Genomic DNA, 23,713 nt, shown 5'->3' with positions numbered 1-23,713 from the left:
TGCACCAGATTAGCCAACCAAATGTTTAACGCCTTCACGCTCTTCCAACAGTTCGTTCAACGTGACGTTGATACGCTCTTGAGAGAATGCGTCGATTTCCAAGCCTTGAACGATGGTGTATTCGCCGTTTTCGGTCGTCACTGGGAAGCCGAAAATAGTGCCTTCCGGAATGCCATATGAACCGTCCGATGGGACACCCATGGTAGTCCATTTGCCGTTGGTGCCAAGGACCCAGTCACGCACATGATCAATTGCTGCGTTGGCTGCCGATGCTGCCGACGATAAACCACGTGCTTCAATAATGGCGGCGCCGCGCTTACCAACTGTTGGCAAGAAAACGTCTTTATTCCACTCATGATCATTGATCAAATCTTTTACCGACTGGCCGTCAACTGTCGCGTAGCGATAGTCAGCGTACATCGTTGGTGAGTGATTACCCCAAACGAACATTTTTTCAATAGAGGCGACTGGCTTGCCGGACTTAGCCGCGACTTGCGACAATGCACGGTTATGATCTAGACGCAGCATTGCAGTGAAGTTTTTCGCTGGCAGGTTAGGTGCCGATTTCATCGCGATGTAAGCGTTAGTGTTAGCTGGATTGCCAACGACCAATACTTTCACATTGCGTGAGGCGACTGCATCCAGAGCTTTACCTTGAACGGTAAAAATTTGCGCATTGGCTTCGAGCAGATCCTTACGCTCCATGCCAGGGCCGCGAGGACGTGCGCCGACTAGTAGGGCGACGTCGATATCCTTAAACGCGGTTAGCGGATCACTATGTGCAGTAACGCCAGCCAGTAACGGGAATGCGCAATCGTCGATTTCCATAATGACGCCCTTTAGTGCTTTTTGGGCTTTTTCGTCAGGAATTTCTAGCAATTGCAAAATGACCGGTTGGTCTTTGCCGAGCAAGTCGCCGTTGGCGATGCGAAATAAAAGGGAATAACCGATTTGACCAGCTGCGCCGGTTACGGCAACACGCATTGGGGTTTTAGCCATGTTGAATCTCCAGAGTGGTGATGAAAAGCGTAATCTGTATACCTGATCTACTATGATACCGTCGAAAACAGCGTGCGTCAGTTTGTTTTAGCGAACAGCTTATAGCCAATATCAATGCTGACGGACGACGAAAGCAGTGATAAGCAAAAAAAATCAGAAGCAGCAACGTTTATCAGATATTTTATTGGTCAGATGTTTCCTGTGACCAAAAGCAGCCAATAAACAAATAACCTCAATCTAATAACGGTTTCCCGCGAGTGTAGGCGCGTGAAGTTGGTCTGTCAATGACTATCTTATATCTTATATAAGACATCTTACCAAGAGATTTTGTGCTGGACTATATGGGTGTTTATGTGTTGAAATCGTAAGTTATGAGTTCCATCCCATCCAATATGATTAGCACTGATCCAGTCAACGTCGGCAGTGCTGTCGTCCCTGCAGCATCCCCAACCTTTAGTCCGCTCTATCAGCAAATTAAAGCACTTATTATGCTGCGCTTACAGTCGGGAGAGTGGAAGCCGGGCGAACTTATTCCCAGCGAGGTAGAGCTAGGGAACAGATTCAAGGTAAGTCAAGGAACTGTCCGTAAAGCGATCGACGAATTAGCCGCAGAAAACTTAGTGGTGAGACGTCAGGGAAAAGGTACTTTTGTTGCGACGCACCACGAAGACAAGGCGCAATTTAGATTTTTGCGTTTAATGCCTGACGATGGACAGCCTAAGCCGGCCGATAAAAGAGTTATTGAGCTTAAGCGTTTACGCGCTCCGGCGGAAATTGCACGCCTCCTAAACATGAAATCCGGAGATTCGGTAGTATTCGTCAAGCGCGTTATGTCATTTGAGGGTGCGCCGACAATACTTGAGGAGTTATGGTTGCCTGGCGCGATATTCAAGAGCTTAACCCTGGAGCGGCTAGTTGAATATCGTGGGCCCATGTATGGCTTGTTTGAGACTGAATTTGCTACACGAATGATTCGCGCCACTGAGCAAATACGTGCTGCGAGCGCGGATACGGAAGTGGCACAATTACTGTCTGTGCCGCCGATGTCACCGTTATTAAGTGTCGAGCGCGTGTCGTTCACGTATGGCGACAAACCGGTGGAAGTTAGGCGTGGGCTGTATGTTACTGATCGCCATCACTATCAGAATGAATTGAGTTAAGTGTGTTTTAGGGAAGTCGGCGCAGTGTAATACCGACTAAATCGGTGTGGAAAAAGCGAGCAATACAATAAATAGGGGCGCAATTTCACCGAATAGCAGGTTGTCGTAAGATGCTAGATTGGAATGATATTTAAAGGCTTTATGACTAAATTAACTCTGCCAATTAGATGATAATTGGATTTTTCTGAGGTAATTTTGCTGAATACTTAAGAACTAATGGTGTGCTGCACCAAAATAAGCGAAAATCACGCAATTGTTTTAAAACTGAGGAGAACCCCCGTTATGTCTGATGCCGAAGCCGAAAAAAATCAGCGGCCACAATTTCGTAACATTCACATAAGTCAAATTATTGGATATCGCTTGCCTTTGGCAGGTTTTATTTCGATTTTGCACCGTATTAGCGGCTTGTTGATGTTTTTGTTATTGCCTTTCATTCTGTTCCTGCTTGACACAAGTCTGGTGTCTGAAGGTTCATTTGAATACTTCAAGGGCATTACATCCAACTGGTTCGTCAAATTGATTATCCTGGCGCTGTCATGGGCATATCTGCATCACTTCTGCGCTGGTATTCGTCATCTGGTCATGGATAACCATGTCGGCCTCGACAAGGATAGCGCCCGCAAATCCGCAGTCGGCGTATTTGCAATTAGCTTGCCGCTGGCGCTAGTGGTCGCGTTAAAACTGTTCGGAGCATTCTAAAAATGGCGAATAATAATATTGGGGCTAAGCGCTTAGTCGTTGGTGCACATTACGGTTTGCGTGACTGGCTTGCGCAACGCGCTACCGCAGTTGTAATGGCGATTTATACCGTTATTCTGTTGATCTCCTTTTTGACCGCAAGCGATTTTAGTTATCAAGGTTGGGCGGGATTATTCTCGCACCAGTGGTTTAAGCTGGCGACTTTCGTCGCGCTGGCAGCACTGTTTTTTCACGCATGGATTGGCGTGCGTGATATCTGGATGGATTACGTTAAGCCGGTTGCTCTGCGACTGGTATTGCAAGTTGCCACAATTTTGTGGCTAGTCGGTTGTGCCGGATGGGCGGCGCAGATTTTGTGGAGAGTGTAATCGTGGCAGCTATTAAACCCACAATTCCTACACGCCGCTTTGATGCGGTAATCGTTGGTGCCGGTGGTTCCGGTATGCGTGCTTCGCTACAGTTGGCGGAAGCTGGTTTAAATGTCGCCGTTTTGTCTAAAGTTTTCCCTACGCGCTCGCATACAGTTGCAGCGCAGGGCGGTATCGGTGCCTCTCTGGGAAACATGTCAGAGGACAATTGGTACTGGCACATGTTTGACACAGTCAAGGGTTCTGATTACTTAGGTGATCAGGACGCTATTGAGTTTATGTGTCGCGAAGCGGCGAAAGCCGTGTACGAACTAGAGCATTTGGGTATGCCATTCGACCGTAACGCTGACGGTACGATTTATCAGCGTCCGTTCGGTGGTCATTCGGCTCACTTCGGTGAAAAACCGGTCGCCCGTGCCTGTGCTGCAGCTGACCGTACCGGTCATGCATTGTTGCATACGTTATATCAGCGTAATGTTCGCGCCAAGACCCACTTCTTCGTTGAGTGGATGGCGATTGATTTGGTGAAAGACGCTGACGGCGACGTACTCGGAGTACTTGCTCTTGAGATGGAGACTGGCGAGATCATGATGCTGGAAGCCAAGACAACTGTCATGGCAACTGGTGGTGCTGGCCGTATCTGGGCGGCGTCAACTAATGCATTTATCAATACCGGTGATGGTATGGGTATGGTGGCGCGTGCTGGCATTCCGTTGGAAGATATGGAGTTTTGGCAGTTTCACCCAACCGGTGTTGCCGGTGCTGGTGTGTTGATTACTGAAGGCGTTCGGGGTGAAGGTGGTATTCTCATCAATTCCGAAGGTGAGCGTTTCATGGAGCGTTATGCTCCAACATTGAAGGATCTGGCACCACGTGACTTCGTGTCGCGGTCAATGGACCAGGAAATTAAAGAAGGTCGCGGTTGCGGTCCTAATAAAGATCACCTGATGCTGGATCTTCGCCACATTGGCGCTGAGACCATCAAAAAGCGCCTTCCATCCATCCTTGAAATCGGTCACAAGTTTGCCAACGTCGATGCGCTTAAAGAGCCTATCCCGGTCGTACCAACGATCCATTATCAAATGGGTGGTATTCCGACTAACGTTTATGGTCAGGTAGTAGTGCCGAAAGATGGCATTCCTAACGCGATTGTAAATGGCTTGTATGCGATTGGCGAATGTGCCTGCGTATCGGTGCACGGTGCTAATCGACTGGGTACTAACTCACTGCTGGATCTGGTTGTATTTGGTCGCGCAGCCGGTAACCATATTGTTGACAGCAAGCTAAAAGAGCGCAGCAATAAACCTCTTCCTGCTGATGCAACCGACGCTTCTATGGCGCGTGTCGCAAAACTGGAAACAAGCACAGGTACTGAGCGCGTACAAGATGTTGCCAATGATATCCGTAAGACGATGCAGCACTATTGTGGCGTGTTTCGGACGGATGAATTGCTCCAGCAAGGTTACAAAGAAATTATGATCCTTGATGAGCGTCGCAAGAATGTCTCGTTCAAAGATAAGTCGATGGTTTTCAACACTGCGCGGGTTGAAGCACTTGAACTCGATAACATGATCGAAGTAGCCAAGGCAACTATTACGGCCGCCGCTGCCCGTAAGGAGTCACGCGGCGCTCACGCGCATCGAGATTACGAAAAGCGCGACGATGAGAACTGGATGAAGCACTCGTTGTGGTACTCCGAAGGTAATCGTCTCGATTACAAACCGGTGATTACCAAGCCCCTGACGGTTGATACGTTCAAGCCAAAACCACGTACTTTCTAATAAGGTCTAGCCATGTCACGTACAGTTAAATTTAAAATCTATCGCTACGATCCGGACAAGGATACAAAGCCTTACATGCAAGACCTGACGGTTGAACTATTGCCGACGGATAAGATGTTACTTGATGCATTGCAACGTATCAAGGCAGATGTTGATGATTCGTTGTCACTCCGTCGCTCATGTCGTGAAGGCGTTTGTGGTTCTGATGCCATGAATATCAACGGCAAAAATGGTTTGGCGTGTACAACTAATTTGAATGAATTGTCTGAGCCGATCATCCTAAGGCCGTTACCAGGCTTGCCGGTGATTCGCGATCTGATCGTTGATATGACGCAGTTCTTCAAACAATACGATTCAGTTAAGCCATACCTGATCAACAACAGTATTCCGCCGGAAAAAGAACGTTTGCAGACCCCAGAGCAGCGTGAAGAGCTAGATGGCTTGTACGAGTGTATTCTTTGTGCTTGCTGTTCTACGTCTTGTCCGTCATTTTGGTGGAATCCAGACAAGTTTGTCGGTCCGGCTGGTTTGTTACAAGCTTACCGTTTTATCGCTGATAGTCGCGATGAGGCTACTGGTGAGCGCTTGGATAACCTGGAAGATCCGTATCGTTTATTCCGGTGTCGTTCAATCATGAATTGCGTTGATGTTTGCCCTAAGGGATTGAACCCTAATGCAGCAATCGGCAAGATTAAAGAACTGATGGTTCGTCGCGCGGTATAAATAGTATAAGCACTATCAGTCGATGATTCGTCTATGACGGATCATCGTAACTGGAAGGTGAGTCGACAATTAAGAAACAACATTGTTTTGAATTGCAGTCTAAGCAAAGCCGATCAGACACAAAGTGAGGATGCTGCAGGTTATTCACGCAAAGTTTTTTTGTATTTTTTACGAGAAGACCATTTGGGCTGCTCAGTCACAGAACACACTATGTGTGCCTGACACAAGGTTTCAAAAACAACTTCATATTGTCACTTGTCTGGTTCGCAGTAACTGCTGCGGGATAAAGTTTACATCGACAGTGGTTTAACATTGCCATTGCACTAATTGGAATCAAGTAAATCATGACCATCACCCACCAGGACGACCCAGCAAAGCGCGCAAGATTGCGCTGGCGCGCGCGGCGCGGTCTTTTGGAAAATGATTTAATTCTCACCAGATTTTTGGATGCAAATGAGTCAACCATGACGGACGTTGATGTCGATGCCTTCACGCGATTGATGGACTTATCCGACGGTGATCTGATGAATTTGCTGATGGGACGCAACGAGGCCGAGGGCGAAGTGGATTTGCCTCAGGTTCATGCTTTGGTAGCGCGATTACGCGTAATCTGAGCAAAGATAAACCCGCCATTGACCATATTGTCAGTGTGATGCATAAGCCAGCATGCGGCGAAGCAGTGCGTATAAACGTATTTTATTTTTGATTCAAGCATTACCTGCTAAAGAGGGAAGAGCCATGACCAACGCTGAAACGAAAGCCACACTATCATTTTCTGATGGTAGCCCATCGATCGATTTTCCAATCTACAAAGGGACCGTGGGTCCTGAAGTTATCGATATCCGTAAGTTATATGGTGCGACCGGCAAGTTTACTTATGACCCCGGTTTTATGTCGACCGCTGCATGTAATTCATCGATTACCTATATCGATGGCGACAAGGGCGAACTACTTTATCGCGGTTACCCGATTGAGCAATTAGCTGTAAATTGCGATTTTCTGGAAACGTGTTATTTGCTTCTGAATGGTGAATTGCCAACAGCAGAAGAAAAAGAAACCTTTGACGCAACCGTGACGACACACACCATGGTCCACGAACAAATGCAATTTTTCTTCCGTGGTTTCCGTCGCGATGCGCATCCTATGGCTGTATTGGTTGGCACAGTGGGCGCGTTGTCTTCGTTTTATCATGATTCGCTAGACATTACTGACCCGCGTCACCGTGAAGTTTCGGCTATTCGTTTGATCGCCAAGTTGCCAACGCTAGTCGCAATGGCCTACAAATATAACGTCGGACAACCGTTTGTATATCCACGTAACGATTTGTCGTACAGCGCAAACTTCATGCACATGATGTTCTCAACGCCATGCGCAGAGTACAAAGTCAGCGACGTTCTGGTTCGTGCCCTCGATCGTATTTTGATCTTGCACGCTGATCACGAGCAAAATGCTTCGACATCAACAGTGCGTCTGGCTGGTTCAAGCGGCGCAAATCCGTTTGCCTGTATCGCTGCTGGTATTGCTTGTTTGTGGGGCCCAGCACACGGCGGCGCGAACGAAGCTGCACTCAATATGCTGAAAGAAATCGGTACCGTCGATAATATTCCTGAATTCGTAAGACAAGTTAAGGACAAAAACTCGACTGTTAAGCTGATGGGCTTTGGTCATCGTGTCTACAAAAACTACGATCCACGTGCCAAGTTGATGCGTGAAACTTGCTACGAAGTGTTGGCAGAGTTGGGATTGGAAAACGATCCTTTATTCAAGCTAGCCATGGCGCTAGAAAAAGTCGCGCTAGAAGACGAATATTTTGTCTCTCGCAAACTTTATCCGAATGTTGACTTCTATTCAGGTATCGTTCAATCAGCATTGGGCATTCCAGTTTCTCTATTTACCGGAATCTTCGCAATGGCGCGTACTGTAGGTTGGATCGCGCAATGGAACGAAATGATCTCGGACCCTGAGCAAAAAATTGGTCGTCCGCGCCAATTATTTATCGGTTCTCCGACTCGCGATGTCGTGTCAATCGAAAGTCGTACTGCAAGTAAGTAATGTAAATATCAAAAAAGCGAATCGAATGATTCGCTTTTTTTGTATTGTTGAATAGGAGTTATGCTATTCTACTGCATCAATAGTTTTGATCGCGTTTGCAACGGATAGCTTCAGGTTTTGTATTGCGTCCTTAATTGAAGTGGCAAAGATGACAAAATTGCAAAGTGTGAGCACACGTTTAGAACTAATTGCGTTAGTTGAAAAGAATACAGTAATAAGAAGTTGTAATTTGATCCCTTCCCCACAACTTGATGTGCAATCCGCTAACCGGTCAGGCCGTGTCGCGGAAGGTTTTGTTAACCCGCTAATCTCGCGAAACGCGAAGAAAGGTGAGCAATATGATGCAGCAATATGGCTCCAATTCGTATCTCTTCGGAGGTAACGCACCGTACATTGAAGAACTGTACGAGTCGTACCTTGATAATCCCGGATCTGTTTCAGATAACTGGCGTGCGTACTTTGACGCCATGCAACATGTGCCTGCCGTCGATGGCACAGATAAGCCCGATGTAGCGCATGCAACGGTCGTAGCATCATTTGCCGAACGCGCAAAGCAAGGTCCAATTCGGACAATTTCCGCTTCAGCTGATGCTGAAATGGGACGTAAACGCGTAGCCGCAACTCAGCTAATCGCTGCATATCGTTACCTCGGTTCGCGCTGGGCCAATCTAGATCCGCTGCAGCGCCAAGAACGTTTGGCTATTCCTGAGCTGGATCCGACGTTCTATGGATTTACTGATGCGGACATGGACATTGTGTTCAACATCAGCAATACCTATTTCGGCACAGAGACCTCTACGCTTCGCGATCTGTTGAATTCATTGCGCGATACTTATTGCCGTTCGATTGGCGCTGAGTATATGTACGTTAGTGACCCAACTGAAAAGCGCTGGATACAAGAACGTCTCGAGTCGACTCGCTCTGCACCGACGCTGACGGTTGAAAAGAAAAAACACATTCTTGAACGTTTGACAGCTGCTGAAGGTTTGGAGCGCTATCTACACACACGTTATGTCGGACAAAAGCGTTTCTCACTAGAGGGCGGCGAAAGTTTTATCGTTTCACTCGATGAAACGATTCAACGCGGCGGCGAAAAAGGTATCCAGGAAATCGTTATCGGTATGGCCCATCGTGGCCGCCTTAACGTTCTGGTCAATACTTTGGGCAAAATGCCGCAAGAATTGTTTGCCGAGTTTGAAGGTAAGCACGGCGATGATTTGCCTGCCGGTGACGTAAAGTACCATCAAGGTTTTTCATCGGACATCACTAGCCCAGGCGGCCCTGTCCATCTGTCGCTGGCGTTTAATCCATCGCATCTTGAGATCGTCAACCCAGTGGTCGAGGGATCGGTCAAGGCACGTATGGAACGTCGTGGCGACAAAGACGGCGCGCAAGTTTTGCCAATCCTGGTGCATGGCGATGCCGCATTTGCAGGGCAAGGCGTTGTAATGGAAACGTTAAACCTGGCGCAAACTCGCGGTTACGGCACCGGTGGTACTGTTCACATCGTCATTAACAATCAGATTGGCTTTACTACTTCCGATCCACGCGACTCACGTTCGACGCTGTATTGCTCAGACGTGGTCAAGATGATTGAAGCACCTGTTCTTCACGTCAATGCGGATGATCCAGAAGCAGTTGTTTTCGCAACTCAGATCGCCCTTGACTATCGCGTTGAGTTTAAAAAAGACATTGTTGTGGACATCATCTGCTTCCGCAAACTTGGCCATAACGAACAAGATACACCAGCATTGACACAACCGCTGATGTACAAAAAGATTGCACAGCATCCGGGTACGCGTAAAGTGTATGCCGACAAATTGACCGCACAAGGCACAATTGAAGCCGGTGAGGGCGATGCTATGGTCAAGGCCTATCGCGATGCGATGGATGCAGGTAAGCACACAATCGACCCTGTCATTACCAATTTTAAGAGCAAGTATGCCGTTGATTGGTTGCCGTTCTTAAATCGCAAATGGACCGACGCTGCCGATACTGCTGTGCCAATGACTGAACTGAAACGTTTAGCTGCGCGCATTACAAAGGTGCCGGATGATTTTAAAGTCCACGCGCTGGTCGAAAAAGTGCTCAATGATCGTGCGACTATGGGCCGCGGCGAACTCAACCTTGACTGGGGTATGGGCGAGCATCTGGCCTATGCGTCTCTGGTGTCTTCCGGTTATACGATTCGCTTAACCGGGCAAGATGCCGGTCGCGGTACTTTCGTACATCGTCACGCAGTATTGCATGATCAAAATCGTGAGCGTTGGGATGCCGGTAGTTATATTCCGCTGCAAAATGTCTCTGATCAGCAAGCGCCTTTCAATGTTATTGACTCTGTATTATCTGAAGAAGCGGTTCTGGGATTTGAGTACGGTTATTCGACAGCAGAACCGAATACTTTAACGATTTGGGAAGCGCAATTCGGCGATTTTGCCAACGGTGCACAAGTTGTTATTGACCAATTCATCAGCTCCGGCGAAGTGAAATGGGGGCGTGCGTCAGGGTTAGTAATGATGCTGCCACATGGCTATGAAGGCCAGGGACCGGAACACTCGTCGGCACGTCTCGAGCGCTTCTTGCAATTATGTGCAGATAACAACATGCAGGTTGTTCAGCCGACTACTTCAGCGCAGATTTTCCATTTGCTGCGCCGTCAGATGATTCGTCTGTTCCGCAAGCCGCTCATTATCATGACGCCGAAATCATTGCTGCGTAATAAGGATGCCGGTTCGCCTTTGTCTGATTTGGCAAAGGGTTCATTCCAGACCGTCATCGGTGAAGTTGATGACAAGATCGATGCTAAAAAGGTGAAGCGTATCATCGCTTGTTCTGGCAAGATTTATTACGATCTGGTTAATGCGCGTAAAGAACGCGGTCAAGCCGACGTCGCTATTATTCGTCTGGAACAACTGTATCCGTTCCCGCACAAGGCATTTGCAGCTGAATTGAAGCAATTTCCAAACTTTAATGAATTGGTTTGGGCGCAAGACGAGCCGCAAAACCAAGGTGCGTGGTTGCAGATTCAACATAATATTTTTGAAAATCTGGGTGATGGTCAAAAGCTTGCTTATGCAGGTCGTCCAGCCAGTGCATCGCCTGCCGTGGGTTACTACGACAAGCATTACGCGCAACTAAAAACATTGCTTGATACTGCATTTTCAAAGCTTAAGGGCTTTGTTCTTACCAAATAACTGAAGCAAAGGCACGCCACAAACAAGGCGTGCCGGATGCAAAACCCATACGGAGAATTCCATGGCACTTATAGAAGTTAAAGTCCCCCAACTTTCAGAATCTGTCGCTGAAGCAACCCTGTTGCAATGGCATAAAAAAGTAGGCGATCCAGTCGCACGCGATGAGAACCTAATCGATATTGAAACAGATAAAGTGGTGCTGGAATTGCCAGCGCCAAATGATGGCGTAGTCGTACAAATTGTGGAGCCGGATGGCGCTACTGTTGTTGCAGGTCAGATCATCGCGATTATCGATACTGATGCAGCAGCTAAAGTAAGCCCGATGGAAGTAACGCCGATACCGGTGCCGCAACCTGGCCATGCAACGACACCTGTTGCCGCCCCAGAACTTGCAAGCACCTCCGCAGCGGGTATTGCTATGCCGGCAGCAGCCAAGTTACTTTCGGAAAATAACCTTTCAGCAACGCAGGTCGCAGGTAGCGGCAAAGATGGTCGCGTAACTAAAGGTGATGTGCTGACAACGTTGGCAGCGAAGCCAGCCACGCCAGCACCAGCGGTTGCAGCTCCGGCTGCTAAACCAGCCTTGCAACAAGTTGCTGCGCCAAACAAAGCTAGCAAAGAAGAGCGTCCGGAAGAGCGCGTGCCGATGAGCCGCTTGCGCGCGCGTATCGCTGAACGTTTACTGCAATCGCAAGCGACTAACGCAATCTTGACTACATTCAATGAAGTCAACATGCAACCTGTTATCGATTTACGGACCAAGTACAAAGATAAATTTGAAAAAGAGCACGGCGTTAAGCTTGGGTTCATGTCCTTCTTTGTCAAAGCAGCTGTCGCAGCGTTGAAGAAATACCCTGTCGTTAATGCTTCCGTTGACGGTAACGATATTTTGTACCATGGCTATTTTGATATTGGTATCGCCGTTGGTTCGCCACGTGGTTTGGTCGTCCCTGTGTTGCGTGATGCTGATCAAATGTCGATCGCGCAGATCGAAAAGAAAATTGGCGAGTTCGGTGCTAAAGCACGTGACGGCAAGCTGACAATGGAAGATCTGACCGGCGGTACTTTCTCAATCTCAAACGGTGGAACATTCGGATCGATGCTGTCGACGCCGATTATCAATCCTCCACAGTCTGCGATCTTGGGCGTTCATGCCACTAAGGACCGTGCTGTCGTTGAAAATGGCCAAATCGTTATTCGTCCGATGAACTATCTGGCAATGTCTTACGATCACCGTATCATCGACGGTCGTGAAGCAGTATTGGCATTAGTCGCTATCAAGGATGCGCTGGAAGATCCTGCACGCATGTTGCTGGACTTGTAATTTCTAAAAGTAATTGCGCTTTACTGCCTTTCGGTCAATACCTCATTGGAATTGACCGGAAGGCATGAAGTGGACTGCTTTACGTCATGTTGGTTGAATTAAATAAATTAGCGTACAAGTGGGGTAAACAACGGAATGACGATTTATTGCGATGTAAAAAATCTGCATCAAAGACGTGATTAAAAGACGTGATTATTAAAGAAGTAAGCATCAAAGTAAGCACCAAAGAAGTGAGCGGCAGTTATGCAATGCGTTGCCGCTAAGTTAGCCTTGGCTTTGTCGTAAGAAGTCGAAAAATACCGAATTTACCTGAAGTAGTGCGTGATGCCTTGTTGCCAAGAGCGCCGTAAAAGAACGAAGGAAAAACTATGAGTAAGCAATTTGACGTTATCGTTATCGGTGGCGGTCCTGGTGGTTATATCGCAGCAATTCGTGCTGCTCAACTTGGATTCAATACCGCTTGTATTGATGAGTGGAAAAACGCCAGTGGCGGTCCGGCACCAGGCGGAACCTGTACCAACGTTGGTTGTATCCCATCAAAAGCGTTGCTGCAATCTTCTGAACATTTCGAACATGCTGGCCACAGCTTCGCAGATCATGGTATCGATATCAAGGAACTAACCTTGAATTTGCCACAGATGTTGGCGCGTAAAGATACGGTCATTAAACAGAACAATGATGGCATTTTGTATTTGTTGAAAAAAAATAAAGTGACCTTTTTCCACGGACGTGGCTCTTTTGTTAAAGGCGACGCTAACGGTTACGAAATTAAGGTTGCTGGCAAGACCGAAGAGTCGATTAGCGGTAAGCACATCATTCTGGCAACGGGATCCAATGCGCGTGCATTGCCGGGCGCTGATTTTGACGAGAAATTGATTTTGTCCAACACTGGCGCGCTGACAATTGGCGCTGTACCGAAGAAACTCGGTGTTATTGGCGCTGGCGTCATCGGTCTTGAAATGGGAAGCGTCTGGCGTCGTCTGGGTGCAGAAGTCACCGTCCTGGAAGCGTTACCAGCTTTTCTTGGCGCAGTAGATGATCAAATCGCTAAAGAAGCAGCCAAACTGTTCGCCAAACAAGGGTTGAATATCAGTCTGGGTGTCAAGATTGGCTCTATCACTGCGGGCAAAAAAGAGGTCACGGTTGAGTATACCGATGCCAAAGGCGAAGCCCAAAAAGCCGTGTTCGACAAATTGATCATTTCAATCGGCCGCACACCTAATACCATTGGACTTAACGCTGAAGGCGTTGGCTTGCAACTGGATGAGCGCGGCTTCATCAATGTTGACGGTGATTGCAAAACTAACCTGGCAAACGTTTGGGCGGTCGGTGACGTGGTACGCGGCCCAATGCTCGCACACAAGGCCGAGGAAGAAGGTGTTGCTGTCGCGGAACGGATCGCGGGCCAACACGGTCATGTCAACTTCAATACGATTCCATGGGTTATTTACACGTCACCAGAAATCGCATGGGTTGGAAAAACCGAGCAGCAATTGAAAGCGGAAGGCGTTGCTTATAAAGCGGGCACATTCCCGTTCCTGGCGAATGGCAGGGCGCGCGCGCTGGGCGATACTGCCGGTATGGTGAAGTTTTTAGCTGATGCAAAAAGCGATGAAATTCTTGGTGTCCATATCATTGGACCGATGGCTTCGGAACTCATTTCTGAAGCAGTCGTAGCAATGGAATTCCGTGCTTCTGCCGAAGATATTGCACGTATTTGCCACGCACATCCGTCGTTGTCTGAGGCGACCAAAGAAGCTGCTCTGGCAGTTGATAAGCGCTCGCTCAACTTCTAAAGGAAATGACGATGCGTCATCTGACCCTGTTATCGATAGTTTTACTTGCTGGCTGCGCGACAACTGGGTCAGATAATGGTCGAATCCAGATCCAAACCAAATCGGATGGGCAGCCTTTGACCGCCGCTCGTTGCGTAGTCAAAACGGATGGTGGAACCTGGAACCTGACGACCCCAGCCGAAGTAGTGATATCGGCTGCAGACGGTGATTTACATGTTGACTGTAGTAAAAGAGGTTATCGGAGTGGGGTCATCATCTTTAAAGCGCCACCGGGGGCTGGCTTACCAAGTATGGGAGGTAGTGCTGCGGGTGGTGGTGGCATAGGCTTAGGTCAGGGGACCAGTTTTCCGACCAGTGTTGACAATAAAAATGGGGCCTATCCAAGCCAGATATCGGTTGAAATGGACCGACTATAGTTGCAAGAGTCGCAACATCTAAGTGTGGGTGAGCAATGGCTCGCCCATTTTTGTTTTACCCGGTCGTTCTGATAGCTAAGTATGGACGGGGGAGTTGAGCATGTGAGGTTGACAATCATGAACGTCCTAGAGTTTTATGAGCAGACGTTGAGGCAGCGTGGATTTACCTCTGATCCTGCACAGTTGCTGGCGGTCGAGCGGCTTCAGCAAGCTTATGATGAATGGGTGGCCTTCAAAGCGCAACGCTCGAATTCTTTGAAGCGACTAATTAATCGTCCTGACGTGCCGCGTGGTGTATACATGTGGGGTGGTGTCGGGCGCGGCAAATCGTTTCTCATGGATAGTTTTTATTCCGTTGTGCCCGTGGTTCGTAAAGTACGTCTGCATTTTCATGAGTTTATGCGCGCAGTACATCGCCAGTTGGATGAATTGAAAGGCGTAGAGGATCCTCTTGATGAAGTGGCTAAGCGGATCGCAAAAAAATATCGTTTGATCTGTTTCGACGAATTTCATGTATCCGATATTGCTGATGCGATGATTTTGTACAACTTGCTCAGAGCTTTGTTTGATAACGGCGTTTCATTCGTGATGACGTCCAATTACGAGCCGGGTACACTGTATCCGGATGGCTTACACCGTGATCGCATGTTGCCGACCATTAAGCTATTGCGGGATAAGCTCGATGTTATTAATATCGATGCGGGAATAGACTACCGTCGACTTGCGATGGATTTAGTGGATAGTTACTACACGCCACTTAATGGCGACAGTGACCGCGCCTTGCGTCACGCTTTTGCTGGGATTGCCGAAATGGCAGATCAGGACCCGGTCGTGGATATTGAAGCGCGTAAAATTAAGTCGTTACGGCGCGCTGGTGGGGTTATCTGGTTCGATTTCGCGACGTTGTGTGGGGGGCCACGTTCGCAGAATGACTATCTCGAAATTGCCAGTCGGTTCCATACAGTGATATTGTCCGGTATTCCGCAAATGTCGGCAGCAATGTCGTCGGAAGCACGCCGATTTACCTGGTTGATCGATGTGTTTTATGATCACAAAATAAAATTAATTATGTCGGCAGCGGTTGCGCCAGAAGAGTTGTATACCCAAGGCATGCTGGCAAACGAATTCCATCGTACGGCATCACGTATCAGTGAGATGCAGTCTAAGGAATATATGGATTCCGAGCAACGGGGTACGGCAGACGCTATTGCATAATCACTAATATGCCGGACGCCGAAACGGGATTGTGCTTAATGTTGATGTAACGCGGCAAATAGGCCGCGAAGGACCGGCCCACTTGTTCCGACGCTACACGGCCCCGACGTTATGCGATGTTGATTAACCGAACAATGCAATGTAAAGAATGGATGGAAACACGTGAGATTCGCTTCTTTTGTTATTAAAATGCAGTCTTCAGCGATCAAAACCAACGGCCTCTCTCTGCCCGTGATATCAACGTTTGCGCTCCTGACTACCTTGCTATTTCTGGGTGGTGGGATGGCTGGCAGGGCGCATGCGCAGGACGATACGAAATCGGATCAATATAACGGCATTACATCCAACAGCAAATCCACAGCAAATGTCGACGCAAAACCTGGCTCTGAGCAAAATACAGCAGGCGTCAACCAAGACGCATCTCAAAGTGATGCGTCCAACGTCAATAAAGACGCTAAGCAATCTGCCAACCCTACAGATAATCCGATTCAGTCTAGGGATATTAATAAAGTATTCGATTCTTCTATTCCTGCCGCAGAATTTGCAACGCGTCATCCGCTCGGTTCTGTCAGTTCGGTGGCCGGTGCAGACAATGTGTTGACCGATGTGACAAAGGCACGTGCCGAGGTCGAGTTACGCACTCTGAACGAGCAGCGCGTTTGTTACAAAAAGTTTTTTACTAATCCTTGTTTAAATGCCGCGAAAGAGCAACGCCGCTTGGCGTTAAAGCAAATTCGCCCTCTGGAGGTTGAGGCAAACGCCTATAAGCGACGTGCTACAGCGGATGATCGCGATAAAGCGCTGGCAGAACAGCAAACCAAAAATGATATTTCTGCGCCTAAGTTGCAGCAAGACCAAAAGGAAAAAGAGAGTTCAATTGCAAATAAGGTAAAAGAAAGCGGGGAGAAAGATGCCGCTGTTACGGCGAATACCAAGCTCCATGCAGGCGAGGCTGAGAAACGCATCTCAGACAATGCCAATAAATTAAATAAAATACAGCAAAATGAAACTGCTAAAGCATCAGAACGCGCTGCTAACAGAGCTGCATTTATCAAAAAAGGCCAGGATGCGGCTGCACGTCAGCGTGAAGTAGCTGACAAAAAAGCAGAAAAAGCGCGCGATCTTGCGGAGAAAAAGGCATCTGCAGTTCCAGCAGTGAGTCCGCCGGCAGTCACTTCACCTTCCAGTGCACCAGCGCCAGCCCAGCCCTAAAGTGGCACTTTGAGCTTAAAAACTTCGGAACTGGTTCAATGTAAAGTGGTTGAGCGCAGGTAAAATTTCCAACGCAAGGGGGAAAACCATTTCTCGTCATTTTTCAGAAATGGTTGTGTATTGGACTGTGTTGTTGTTAACTACGTAATCTGCCGCATCAGAACGTAGCGCCACGTCGGGTAGCGTCTTTTGCGTGCATCGATAAGCTGGTCGACGTTCAACTTTCCTAAGCATGACGGTCTTAAAAATGTTTAAGGCACCCAAACTACCAAATGCCGAGTAACTATTGCGGTGTTAAGACTGCCTTAATTTAACCGAGTTAAGATCAATCTCATGCGTATCCTCCTTGCAGAAGACGACCCCTCGCTGGGTGCGACCGTTCAATCGTGGCTTCAGCTTGACGGCTATGCCGTCGACTGGGTGCAACGTGGGGATTCCGCCGCGATTGCCCTCCAAACCCACAGTTATGATTGCGTATTGTTAGATCGCGGCTTACCTGGCGCGTCCGGTGATCAGCTTCTTATGCAATTGCGCGCTAACAAAGACCTCGTGCCGGTACTCATTTTTACTGCAAGAGATACGTTAGCAGACCGCATCAAAGGACTTGATCTGGGCGCTGATGATTACTTGATCAAGCCAGTAGATATGGAAGAAATGTCAGCTCGGATTCGGGCCGCTATGCGGCGTTATGCCCATCGCGCTGATAATATTATCAAACATGACAATATCGGCTTAGATATCGCCAGCAAACGAGTGACATGTAATGACGAACTGGTAGAACTGACCGCCCGTGAATTTGCCGTGCTACATGCATTGATGCTGCATCGCAGGCAAATTGTTACGCGTGCTCAGATTGAGGAAGGCTTATATGGTTGGGGCGAGGAAGTGGAAAGCAACGCAATTGAAGTGCATATTCACCATCTTCGCAAAAAACTAGGGGCGTCTTTTATCGTTACCGTACGTAATCTTGGCTATCGTTTAAAAGAAGAGAATGCCTAAGTCTTTAGCCGACAACGTTGATACCAACTCTGCCAAGCAGTGCTCCTATTCTCTGCGCCTGCGTTTGTTATGGACGATTCTGGGTACTAGTACCTTAATGTGGATCGCCAGTATCACCATTATGGTGTTTATTGCATGGCACGAAACTAACGACGTGTTTGATGACGCCTTGAAAGAGTCCAGTTATTTGATCATGGCCGCGACCACTGACTTGAATGCGCGAGGCTTATTGGCCGAAACCGATAGCGGCACGAGCGAAACCCGTAAGGTTGATATTCAGTATCAGATCGTGGTGGATAACAAGGTGATCCAACGCACAACCAAAGCACCGGATAGTCCTTTTATTCCACATTTCGACCAGCGCAAAGGTTTTAAGAATATCGATATTGATGGCCAAAGCTGGCGTATTTTTGTGGTTCGCAGCAGTGATGCGCATTTTGAAGTGCAAGTCGGGCAGAAGTTTAAAAAACGTCTGGATATACTTGATGAGCTGGCGGAAAGCCTCACGATTCCGGCTTTGTTATTGCTTGCTATGGTGGGTGCAGTGAGTTGGTATTGCGTTAATCGGGTAATGAAACCGATTAACCTCACAGCCCATGCACTGACCCAAAAATCACGCGATGATTTGACACCAGTGTTGTTAGAGGAACAGCCCACTGAATTAAAACCTGTCGTCAACGCGTTAAATGGCATGCTGTTGCGTTTGGATTCGGCGCTGCAAGCAGAGCGTCGATTTACTGCCGATGCAGCGCATGAGCTCCGCACACCGCTTGCGGCAATAGGCATGCACGTTCAGTTGTTACAACGTCAACATGCTGAGTTGGCTATCCCCTTTCAAAAACTGCGTAACGATGTTGATCGCACGACGGCTTTGGTCGAGAACCTATTGGCACTGGCGCGGCTGGACCCCATCAATCAAGATGGCTTGAAGCGACAGTCGGTTGCGCTAACCCCGTTTCTTCAGGGGTTGATTGATGCCCATGCCGTTAATGCTGGCCGCCGCGATATAAGCGTCGAATTACAAAACCAGGTTGAGTCGTTAAATATAAATCCGGAATTAATGTATATCGCTTTGCGCAATCTTCTTGATAATGCATTGCGTTATTGTCCAGCGAAAAGCACGATACAGATTAAAATCAGGACCGCGTCCGGTGTGGTGCGTATTGCTATTTGCGACGATGGTCCGGGTGTTAATGAAGAGCAACACAGTCGATTGGGCGAACGTTTTTTTCGTGTGCTTGGTAGTGGCGAGGCTGGCAATGGACTGGGGCTTTCTATCGTACGTCGCATCGCTGAGTTACATGGTGCAAAACTATCGTTTGGGCGCGGTTTGCATACACGTGGCCTCGGTGTTTTCCTGGATTTTCCAGCGTGAAGCGATCACCTGTGCAGAAGCATTACCGAGTTTAAGTGGCGAACGTAAGATTTTTGTTTCTTAAGATAACGTTAATGTTGAGGGAGTTTAATAGCAACAGTCCAGCGCAGTCTCCGAACGCGCTGAATCAACTATTACACACACCGTTGTCAAAAGGGATATCTCATGAATCGCATCGCCAAAGTAATCGCCATCACCGTGTTAACAGTTTCCTGCGCAGCTGCGATTTCGCAAAGCTATACGGGACCGACTGCCAGTGCAGCTGGCGCTAATACCCAATATACTGGCCCGTCCAGTATTTCAAAGATGACTGTGAAACAATTACTGGACGATGGAAAAGACGATCAGTACGTCACTTTAACCGGCAAATTAATTAGCCACGGTGGAAGTAAAAACTATGTCTTTGCTGATGCCACTGGTGAAATCAAGACAAAAATTTCGCCAAAATACTTTCCTGCGAATCAGACAATTAACGAAAATACCGTTGTTGAAATCACTGGAGAATTCGACAAGAACCGTTTTGGTCCCTCTAAACTGGAAGTCAACCAAATCAAAGTTATCCCAGGTTGATTTTTTTGACGCAATAGAGGGCGTAAAAGAGAGAGCGTGAACCGGTGGCTTTCAAAATTGTGTGGTACTTCCAATATATCTGGAAGCCCCATTGCATCTTTTAATGTTCCAGATACCCCGAACGTACGTTAAACACGCAGACTGTCTTATACGAGCAGGTCTGCGTTTTTTCTATATTTTGATGGTGTAACCAGTTTGATGATCGCCAAAGTACAATTATCGGCAGCTATGTTGACCGTACGCACACGCACTCTGGCAATAAACATTTCGGCCGCCTCGCGCACTGTGGCTCTGTCAATTGCCAGACCCATTTCCGTCTCTGTAAAGTATGGCCAAAATCCATCTGAGCACAATAAAAACGCATCCCCGGTTTTTAATCCGGTATGACGGCCTATTGATACGAATGGAATTTCGGTAGTTGAGCCGATCGCGTTTATTAATACGTTTGACATCGGATGGGATGGCGCCTCGGCGGGCGATATCTTGCCCTCGCTGGTCATTTTTTCTACGTACGAATGGTCAATCGTATGTTCGATACATTTTGCCCCCTCAAAGCGATACAGTCGTGAATCCCCTACATGACCCCAAGTTGCCAATCCATCCGGTGATAACACCAGGGCAACCATGGTACTGTGGGGATCCGTATCACTAGTAGCGGCCGAAAGTTTGATGATGGCGCGGGTTTCGAGAGCGATATTAAGAAGTAGTTGCTCCACCGTATCGGTCAATGGCGAAAACTCATTGAAGAGCTGTTTCGCAGTGATAATGAGTTGTTCAGCGGCAAGATCGCCGCCTGTGCGCCCGCCCATTCCATCCGCTAATATTGCCATCATGTATCCAGGCGCCTTGCCCGCACTTAAAAGGGCGACCCGGTCCTGTTGTTCAGTGCGGTCACCTATGTGCTGACCGGTCCCTGCATCGACTTTATATTGGCTCATTCGTTCGGGTAGATTAAACTGCGCTGTTGATGTGTGTTTTAGAAATGTAATTTAAAAAGCTGTTGACCCAAAGATGCGTCCTTGTTTGCAGATACATGCAATTAAAAGTAAGGGCGACAAGTCGCTAGCTTTCTGGGATTATCTAAAAAATTATTATACGCAGGAATATCTTGTATCAAAGATAAGATATTTTCCTAACATTTATAGAATTTTAATGCGGGAACGTGACTATGTTAGATCGTGAAGATATTCACCGCCGAATCATCGAGCTTGAAGTCGAACATCGTGATCTCGATGCTGTGATTGAGGTGATGGCTAACGAGGTAAGGCGCGAAGAGTTACAATTGCGACGCCTGAAGAAACGCAAACTGCAACTAAAAGATCACATTACGCTCTTAAAAATGCAATTAATTCCGGATATTCCAGCATAGATAAACCTAAGTGAATGAGATAGCGTAGTCGCAGTTCCCTCAGGTGAGGATGACCGCTAGGCTCCTTTATCTTAGCGATACCTTTTCGTTTTATCTCAGGTGCCAAGCTCCTAAGGCCTTAAAACCTATCCTTCAAGCCTATTACTGACAGTTACTTTGACCGAAGATACATCCATTACCATTGCCGAAAGCGCCAAAATTGCTGGCACACACGACGCCGATATCGATCAACTATTTGGTCCTGGTGGCCCGTTAGGACAGATTGTCGGTGGATTTCGCCCGCGAATGGCCCAGACCGAAATGGCGAAAGCGATTGCGGAAGCTATCGCGCAGCAGACAACACTTATTGCAGAGGCAGGTACCGGCACGGGAAAGACGTTCGCCTATCTGGTTCCAGCCCTATTATGGGGTGGTAAAGTTATCGTCTCGACTGGCACGAAGAACTTGCAGGATCAATTATTTTTACGTGATATTCCCACAGTACGCAAAGCTCTCAGCGCCCCGGTGTCGATAGCGCTACTAAAGGGGCGCGCCAATTATGTATGCCATTTTCATTTGGAGCGAACGCTTCAGAATGGACGCATGACTTCTCGCGAGGACACCGGTCATTTACGCGAGATTTCACGCTTTATGAAGACCACCAGTTCCGGTGACAAGGCCGAATTGTCAAAAGTCCCCGAAACTGCGCTCATCTGGAATCTGGTTACGTCGACGCGCGACACGTGTCTTGGCGCAGAGTGTCAGTACTATCAGGATTGTTTTGTCATGAAGGCGCGTAAAGAGGCGCAGCAAGCAGATATCGTGGTGGTCAATCATCATCTGTTCTTTGCTGACGTGGCCTTAAAGGATACCGGCGTAGCTGAGCTACTGCCCTCCGCCAATACGATCATTTTCGATGAAGCCCATCAATTACCTGAAGTCGCCACATTATTTTTTGGCGATACAGTTTCCACCTCGCATATTCTCGAACTATGCCGCGACGTGTTGGCAGAAGGCCTGTCGCATGCCCGCGATGGCGCTGACTGGGCCAAAGTAGTGATGCCGGTCGAGAAAGCCGCCCGTGATTTGCGGCTGGCGTTCCCGCAAGATGTGGTGCGCCTGGCGGTCAACCAGATTGCGCCTTCTAGCGTGTTTTTTTCTGCTCTGGAGACTTTGCGCCAAGAGTTTGACGGAATGATCGCGACGCTGGAAAAACAGGCGGAACGTGCTGAAACTATCGAGCAATGCCGCACTCGGGCGATTGAACTTGGGATGCGGATTGATGCCTGGAATAAGCCGGAGTCGGTTAAATCCAAAGTCAAGACCAGCAGTATTAAAGATGCGGTACACGGCGACGCTGAAGGCCGCGTGTTGTGGGTGGAGGCATTTTCTACGTCATTACAATTGCATCAGACCCCGCTTTCCATTGCGCCGATTTTTAATAAACAGCGTGAAGGTGTTCCACGCACCTGGATTTTTACCTCAGCTACGCTGGCGGTAAAAAACGATTTTCAGCATTACGCGTCACAAATGGGTCTTGCTGGTGAACCGGCGCAATCCTGGCCGAGTCCCTTTGAGTATGGTGAGCAAGGCCTGTTATACGTGCCGCAAAATTTGCCACAGCCAAACTCGCCGGAATATACAGACGCTGTGATCGACGCTGCTTTACCCGTCATTGAGGCAGCTGGCGGTAGGACATTCCTGCTTTGCACGACCATCCGTGCGGTCAATCGGGCGGCTGAAAGGTTGCGGGCAGAATTCGAAGAGCGGAATCTGCCGTTTCCATTGTTAGTGCAGGGCGAAGCAGGGCGGACAGAGTTGCTCGATCGTTTTCGGGCTGCCGGTAACGCCGTATTGATCGGTAGCCAAAGCTTTTGGGAGGGTGTTGACGTGCGTGGCGAAGCATTATCGCTGGTCATTATCGACAAATTGCCATTTTCTCCACCGGACGATCCGGTGCTGGCCGCGCGTATCGAGGCTTTGGAAAAAAAGGGAATGAACGGTTTTATGCATCATCAACTGCCAGCAGCGATTATCAATTTGAAGCAGGGTGCAGGCCGCTTGATTCGTGATGAAACTGATCGCGGTGTATTGATGATTTGCGATCCCCGCCTTATTTCAAAAGGTTACGGCAAGCGGATCTGGCAAAGTTTGCCACCGTTCAAGCGCACTCGTGATCTTAGTGTGGCGACTGAATTTTTTAACACTGTCCCACTAGCTGTTTGACCATTGAACCGCACCGTCACGATTCACCCATCGAGTAAATGTGTTGGATGATGTTAAAGTCATGGCGAAAGCACCTGACGTAATATGTCCAAATCAAAGCGTGGAAGCGATTGGTCGGCCCTGCAATTAAGGCTCAACGGTTGGTTTCCACACAATAGCCATTCCAGTAGTTTGTATGTATGTCATGCACTGGTAACAATCCGGATTTATTGTTCTAGCAGTCGAAAGCCTTTGATCAGGGCTTTCTCTTTCATCT

At 48.1% G+C, this 23,713-nt stretch carries 20 protein-coding genes; 18 read left to right on the top strand and 2 right to left on the bottom strand.

Annotated elements, in window-relative coordinates:
- Positions 1–9: 9 nt before the first annotated feature.
- The gene (locus tag RGU75_RS19535; protein ID WP_205320665.1) at positions 10–999 is read right to left on the bottom strand and encodes a malate dehydrogenase; all 990 of its coding nucleotides are present in this window, start codon (positions 997–999) and stop codon (positions 10–12) included.
- Between the two features lie 371 nt (positions 1,000–1,370).
- On the opposite strand from RGU75_RS19535, the gene RGU75_RS19530 reads away from it, so the two are divergent.
- From RGU75_RS19530 to RGU75_RS19455, 16 genes are all read left to right on the top strand, one after another.
- Positions 1,371–2,159: a GntR family transcriptional regulator gene (locus RGU75_RS19530; protein ID WP_322238797.1), complete on the top strand. Its 789-nt coding sequence runs from the start codon at positions 1,371–1,373 to the stop codon at positions 2,157–2,159.
- A gap of 282 nt (positions 2,160–2,441) precedes the next feature.
- Positions 2,442–2,858, top strand: a complete 417-nt coding sequence (gene sdhC, locus RGU75_RS19525; protein WP_322238795.1) for a succinate dehydrogenase, cytochrome b556 subunit — start codon at positions 2,442–2,444, stop codon at positions 2,856–2,858.
- A 2-nt stretch (positions 2,859–2,860) separates the two neighbouring features.
- Positions 2,861–3,226 carry a succinate dehydrogenase, hydrophobic membrane anchor protein gene (gene sdhD / locus RGU75_RS19520; RefSeq protein ID WP_322238794.1) on the top strand — a complete coding sequence of 122 codons (366 nt, stop codon included), beginning with the start codon at positions 2,861–2,863 and terminating at the stop codon, positions 3,224–3,226.
- 2 nt (positions 3,227–3,228) lie between these two features.
- On the top strand, positions 3,229–5,007 hold the full coding sequence (gene sdhA, locus RGU75_RS19515; RefSeq protein ID WP_322238792.1) for a succinate dehydrogenase flavoprotein subunit: 1,779 nt from the start codon (positions 3,229–3,231) through the stop codon (positions 5,005–5,007).
- Positions 5,008–5,019: 12 nt separating this feature from the next.
- Entirely contained in the window at positions 5,020–5,730 is a 711-nt protein-coding gene (locus tag RGU75_RS19510; protein WP_322238790.1) for a succinate dehydrogenase iron-sulfur subunit, read from the top strand.
- Between the two features lie 344 nt (positions 5,731–6,074).
- Positions 6,075–6,344 carry a succinate dehydrogenase assembly factor 2 gene (locus RGU75_RS19505; RefSeq protein WP_322238788.1) on the top strand — a complete coding sequence of 90 codons (270 nt, stop codon included), beginning with the start codon at positions 6,075–6,077 and terminating at the stop codon, positions 6,342–6,344.
- A gap of 124 nt (positions 6,345–6,468) precedes the next feature.
- Positions 6,469–7,782 (top strand): citrate synthase, encoded by a 1,314-nt coding sequence (gene gltA / locus RGU75_RS19500; protein ID WP_322238786.1) that lies wholly within the window; start codon positions 6,469–6,471, stop codon positions 7,780–7,782.
- A gap of 338 nt (positions 7,783–8,120) precedes the next feature.
- Complete coding sequence (locus tag RGU75_RS19495) at positions 8,121–10,976, top strand: 2-oxoglutarate dehydrogenase E1 component (RefSeq protein ID WP_322238784.1); 2,856 nt, start codon at positions 8,121–8,123, stop codon at positions 10,974–10,976.
- A gap of 61 nt (positions 10,977–11,037) precedes the next feature.
- Entirely contained in the window at positions 11,038–12,300 is a 1,263-nt protein-coding gene (gene odhB / locus RGU75_RS19490; RefSeq protein WP_322238782.1) for a 2-oxoglutarate dehydrogenase complex dihydrolipoyllysine-residue succinyltransferase, read from the top strand.
- A gap of 368 nt (positions 12,301–12,668) precedes the next feature.
- The gene (gene lpdA, locus RGU75_RS19485) at positions 12,669–14,096 is read left to right on the top strand and encodes a dihydrolipoyl dehydrogenase (protein WP_322238780.1); all 1,428 of its coding nucleotides are present in this window, start codon (positions 12,669–12,671) and stop codon (positions 14,094–14,096) included.
- A gap of 11 nt (positions 14,097–14,107) precedes the next feature.
- Positions 14,108–14,512 carry a hypothetical protein gene (locus RGU75_RS19480; RefSeq protein WP_322238778.1) on the top strand — a complete coding sequence of 135 codons (405 nt, stop codon included), beginning with the start codon at positions 14,108–14,110 and terminating at the stop codon, positions 14,510–14,512.
- A gap of 117 nt (positions 14,513–14,629) precedes the next feature.
- On the top strand, positions 14,630–15,727 hold the full coding sequence (zapE, locus tag RGU75_RS19475; protein ID WP_322238776.1) for a cell division protein ZapE: 1,098 nt from the start codon (positions 14,630–14,632) through the stop codon (positions 15,725–15,727).
- A 162-nt stretch (positions 15,728–15,889) separates the two neighbouring features.
- On the top strand, positions 15,890–16,939 hold the full coding sequence (locus tag RGU75_RS19470) for a hypothetical protein (protein ID WP_322238774.1): 1,050 nt from the start codon (positions 15,890–15,892) through the stop codon (positions 16,937–16,939).
- A gap of 333 nt (positions 16,940–17,272) precedes the next feature.
- The gene (locus RGU75_RS19465) at positions 17,273–17,938 is read left to right on the top strand and encodes a response regulator transcription factor (protein WP_322238772.1); all 666 of its coding nucleotides are present in this window, start codon (positions 17,273–17,275) and stop codon (positions 17,936–17,938) included.
- Positions 17,931–19,313: an ATP-binding protein gene (locus tag RGU75_RS19460; protein ID WP_322238770.1), complete on the top strand. Its 1,383-nt coding sequence runs from the start codon at positions 17,931–17,933 to the stop codon at positions 19,311–19,313. The genes RGU75_RS19465 and RGU75_RS19460 overlap by 8 nt, the downstream gene beginning before the upstream one ends.
- Before the next feature lie 165 nt (positions 19,314–19,478).
- A complete protein-coding gene (locus RGU75_RS19455; protein WP_322238769.1) occupies positions 19,479–19,883 on the top strand; it encodes a NirD/YgiW/YdeI family stress tolerance protein in 405 nt (134 codons plus the stop codon).
- 146 nt (positions 19,884–20,029) lie between these two features.
- On the opposite strand, the gene RGU75_RS19450 is transcribed toward RGU75_RS19455, so the two are convergent.
- Positions 20,030–20,821, bottom strand: coding sequence for a PP2C family protein-serine/threonine phosphatase (locus tag RGU75_RS19450; protein WP_322238767.1), 792 nt, complete (start codon positions 20,819–20,821; stop codon positions 20,030–20,032).
- Positions 20,822–21,051: 230 nt separating this feature from the next.
- Here RGU75_RS19450 and RGU75_RS19445 point away from each other — a divergent pair, with 230 nt between their 5' ends.
- Together RGU75_RS19445 and RGU75_RS19440 are read left to right on the top strand one after the other, a co-directional pair.
- Positions 21,052–21,252 (top strand): YdcH family protein, encoded by a 201-nt coding sequence (locus RGU75_RS19445; protein WP_322238765.1) that lies wholly within the window; start codon positions 21,052–21,054, stop codon positions 21,250–21,252.
- 156 nt (positions 21,253–21,408) lie between these two features.
- Positions 21,409–23,457 (top strand): ATP-dependent DNA helicase, encoded by a 2,049-nt coding sequence (locus tag RGU75_RS19440; RefSeq protein WP_322238763.1) that lies wholly within the window; start codon positions 21,409–21,411, stop codon positions 23,455–23,457.
- The last annotated feature ends 256 nt before the right edge of the window (positions 23,458–23,713 follow it).

The organism is Glaciimonas sp. CA11.2, from assembly GCF_034314045.1.
GTDB lineage: Bacteria > Pseudomonadota > Gammaproteobacteria > Burkholderiales > Burkholderiaceae_D > Glaciimonas.
Note: the sequence above shows the minus strand (reverse complement) of the source record. Positions and strands in the feature narration are given on the sequence as shown.

Excerpts from the sequence above, each read along its gene's own strand:
- lpdA (WP_322238780.1), top strand. The coding sequence starts at position 12,669 with ATGAGTAAGCAATTTGACGTTATCGTTATCGGTGGCGGTCCTGGTGGT.
- RGU75_RS19450 (WP_322238767.1), bottom strand. The coding sequence starts at position 20,821 with ATGAGCCAATATAAAGTCGATGCAGGGACCGGTCAGCACATAGGTGAC.
- RGU75_RS19480 (WP_322238778.1), top strand. The coding sequence starts at position 14,108 with ATGCGTCATCTGACCCTGTTATCGATAGTTTTACTTGCTGGCTGCGCG.
- RGU75_RS19530 (WP_322238797.1), top strand. The coding sequence starts at position 1,371 with ATGAGTTCCATCCCATCCAATATGATTAGCACTGATCCAGTCAACGTC.
- RGU75_RS19495 (WP_322238784.1), top strand. The coding sequence starts at position 8,121 with ATGATGCAGCAATATGGCTCCAATTCGTATCTCTTCGGAGGTAACGCA.
- zapE (WP_322238776.1), top strand. The coding sequence starts at position 14,630 with ATGAACGTCCTAGAGTTTTATGAGCAGACGTTGAGGCAGCGTGGATTT.
- sdhD (WP_322238794.1), top strand. The coding sequence starts at position 2,861 with ATGGCGAATAATAATATTGGGGCTAAGCGCTTAGTCGTTGGTGCACAT.
- RGU75_RS19535 (WP_205320665.1), bottom strand. The coding sequence starts at position 999 with ATGGCTAAAACCCCAATGCGTGTTGCCGTAACCGGCGCAGCTGGTCAA.
- gltA (WP_322238786.1), top strand. The coding sequence starts at position 6,469 with ATGACCAACGCTGAAACGAAAGCCACACTATCATTTTCTGATGGTAGC.
- RGU75_RS19455 (WP_322238769.1), top strand. The coding sequence starts at position 19,479 with ATGAATCGCATCGCCAAAGTAATCGCCATCACCGTGTTAACAGTTTCC.
- odhB (WP_322238782.1), top strand. The coding sequence starts at position 11,038 with ATGGCACTTATAGAAGTTAAAGTCCCCCAACTTTCAGAATCTGTCGCT.
- RGU75_RS19460 (WP_322238770.1), top strand. The coding sequence starts at position 17,931 with ATGCCTAAGTCTTTAGCCGACAACGTTGATACCAACTCTGCCAAGCAG.
- sdhC (WP_322238795.1), top strand. The coding sequence starts at position 2,442 with ATGTCTGATGCCGAAGCCGAAAAAAATCAGCGGCCACAATTTCGTAAC.
- RGU75_RS19510 (WP_322238790.1), top strand. The coding sequence starts at position 5,020 with ATGTCACGTACAGTTAAATTTAAAATCTATCGCTACGATCCGGACAAG.
- RGU75_RS19445 (WP_322238765.1), top strand. The coding sequence starts at position 21,052 with ATGTTAGATCGTGAAGATATTCACCGCCGAATCATCGAGCTTGAAGTC.
- RGU75_RS19465 (WP_322238772.1), top strand. The coding sequence starts at position 17,273 with ATGCGTATCCTCCTTGCAGAAGACGACCCCTCGCTGGGTGCGACCGTT.
- RGU75_RS19505 (WP_322238788.1), top strand. The coding sequence starts at position 6,075 with ATGACCATCACCCACCAGGACGACCCAGCAAAGCGCGCAAGATTGCGC.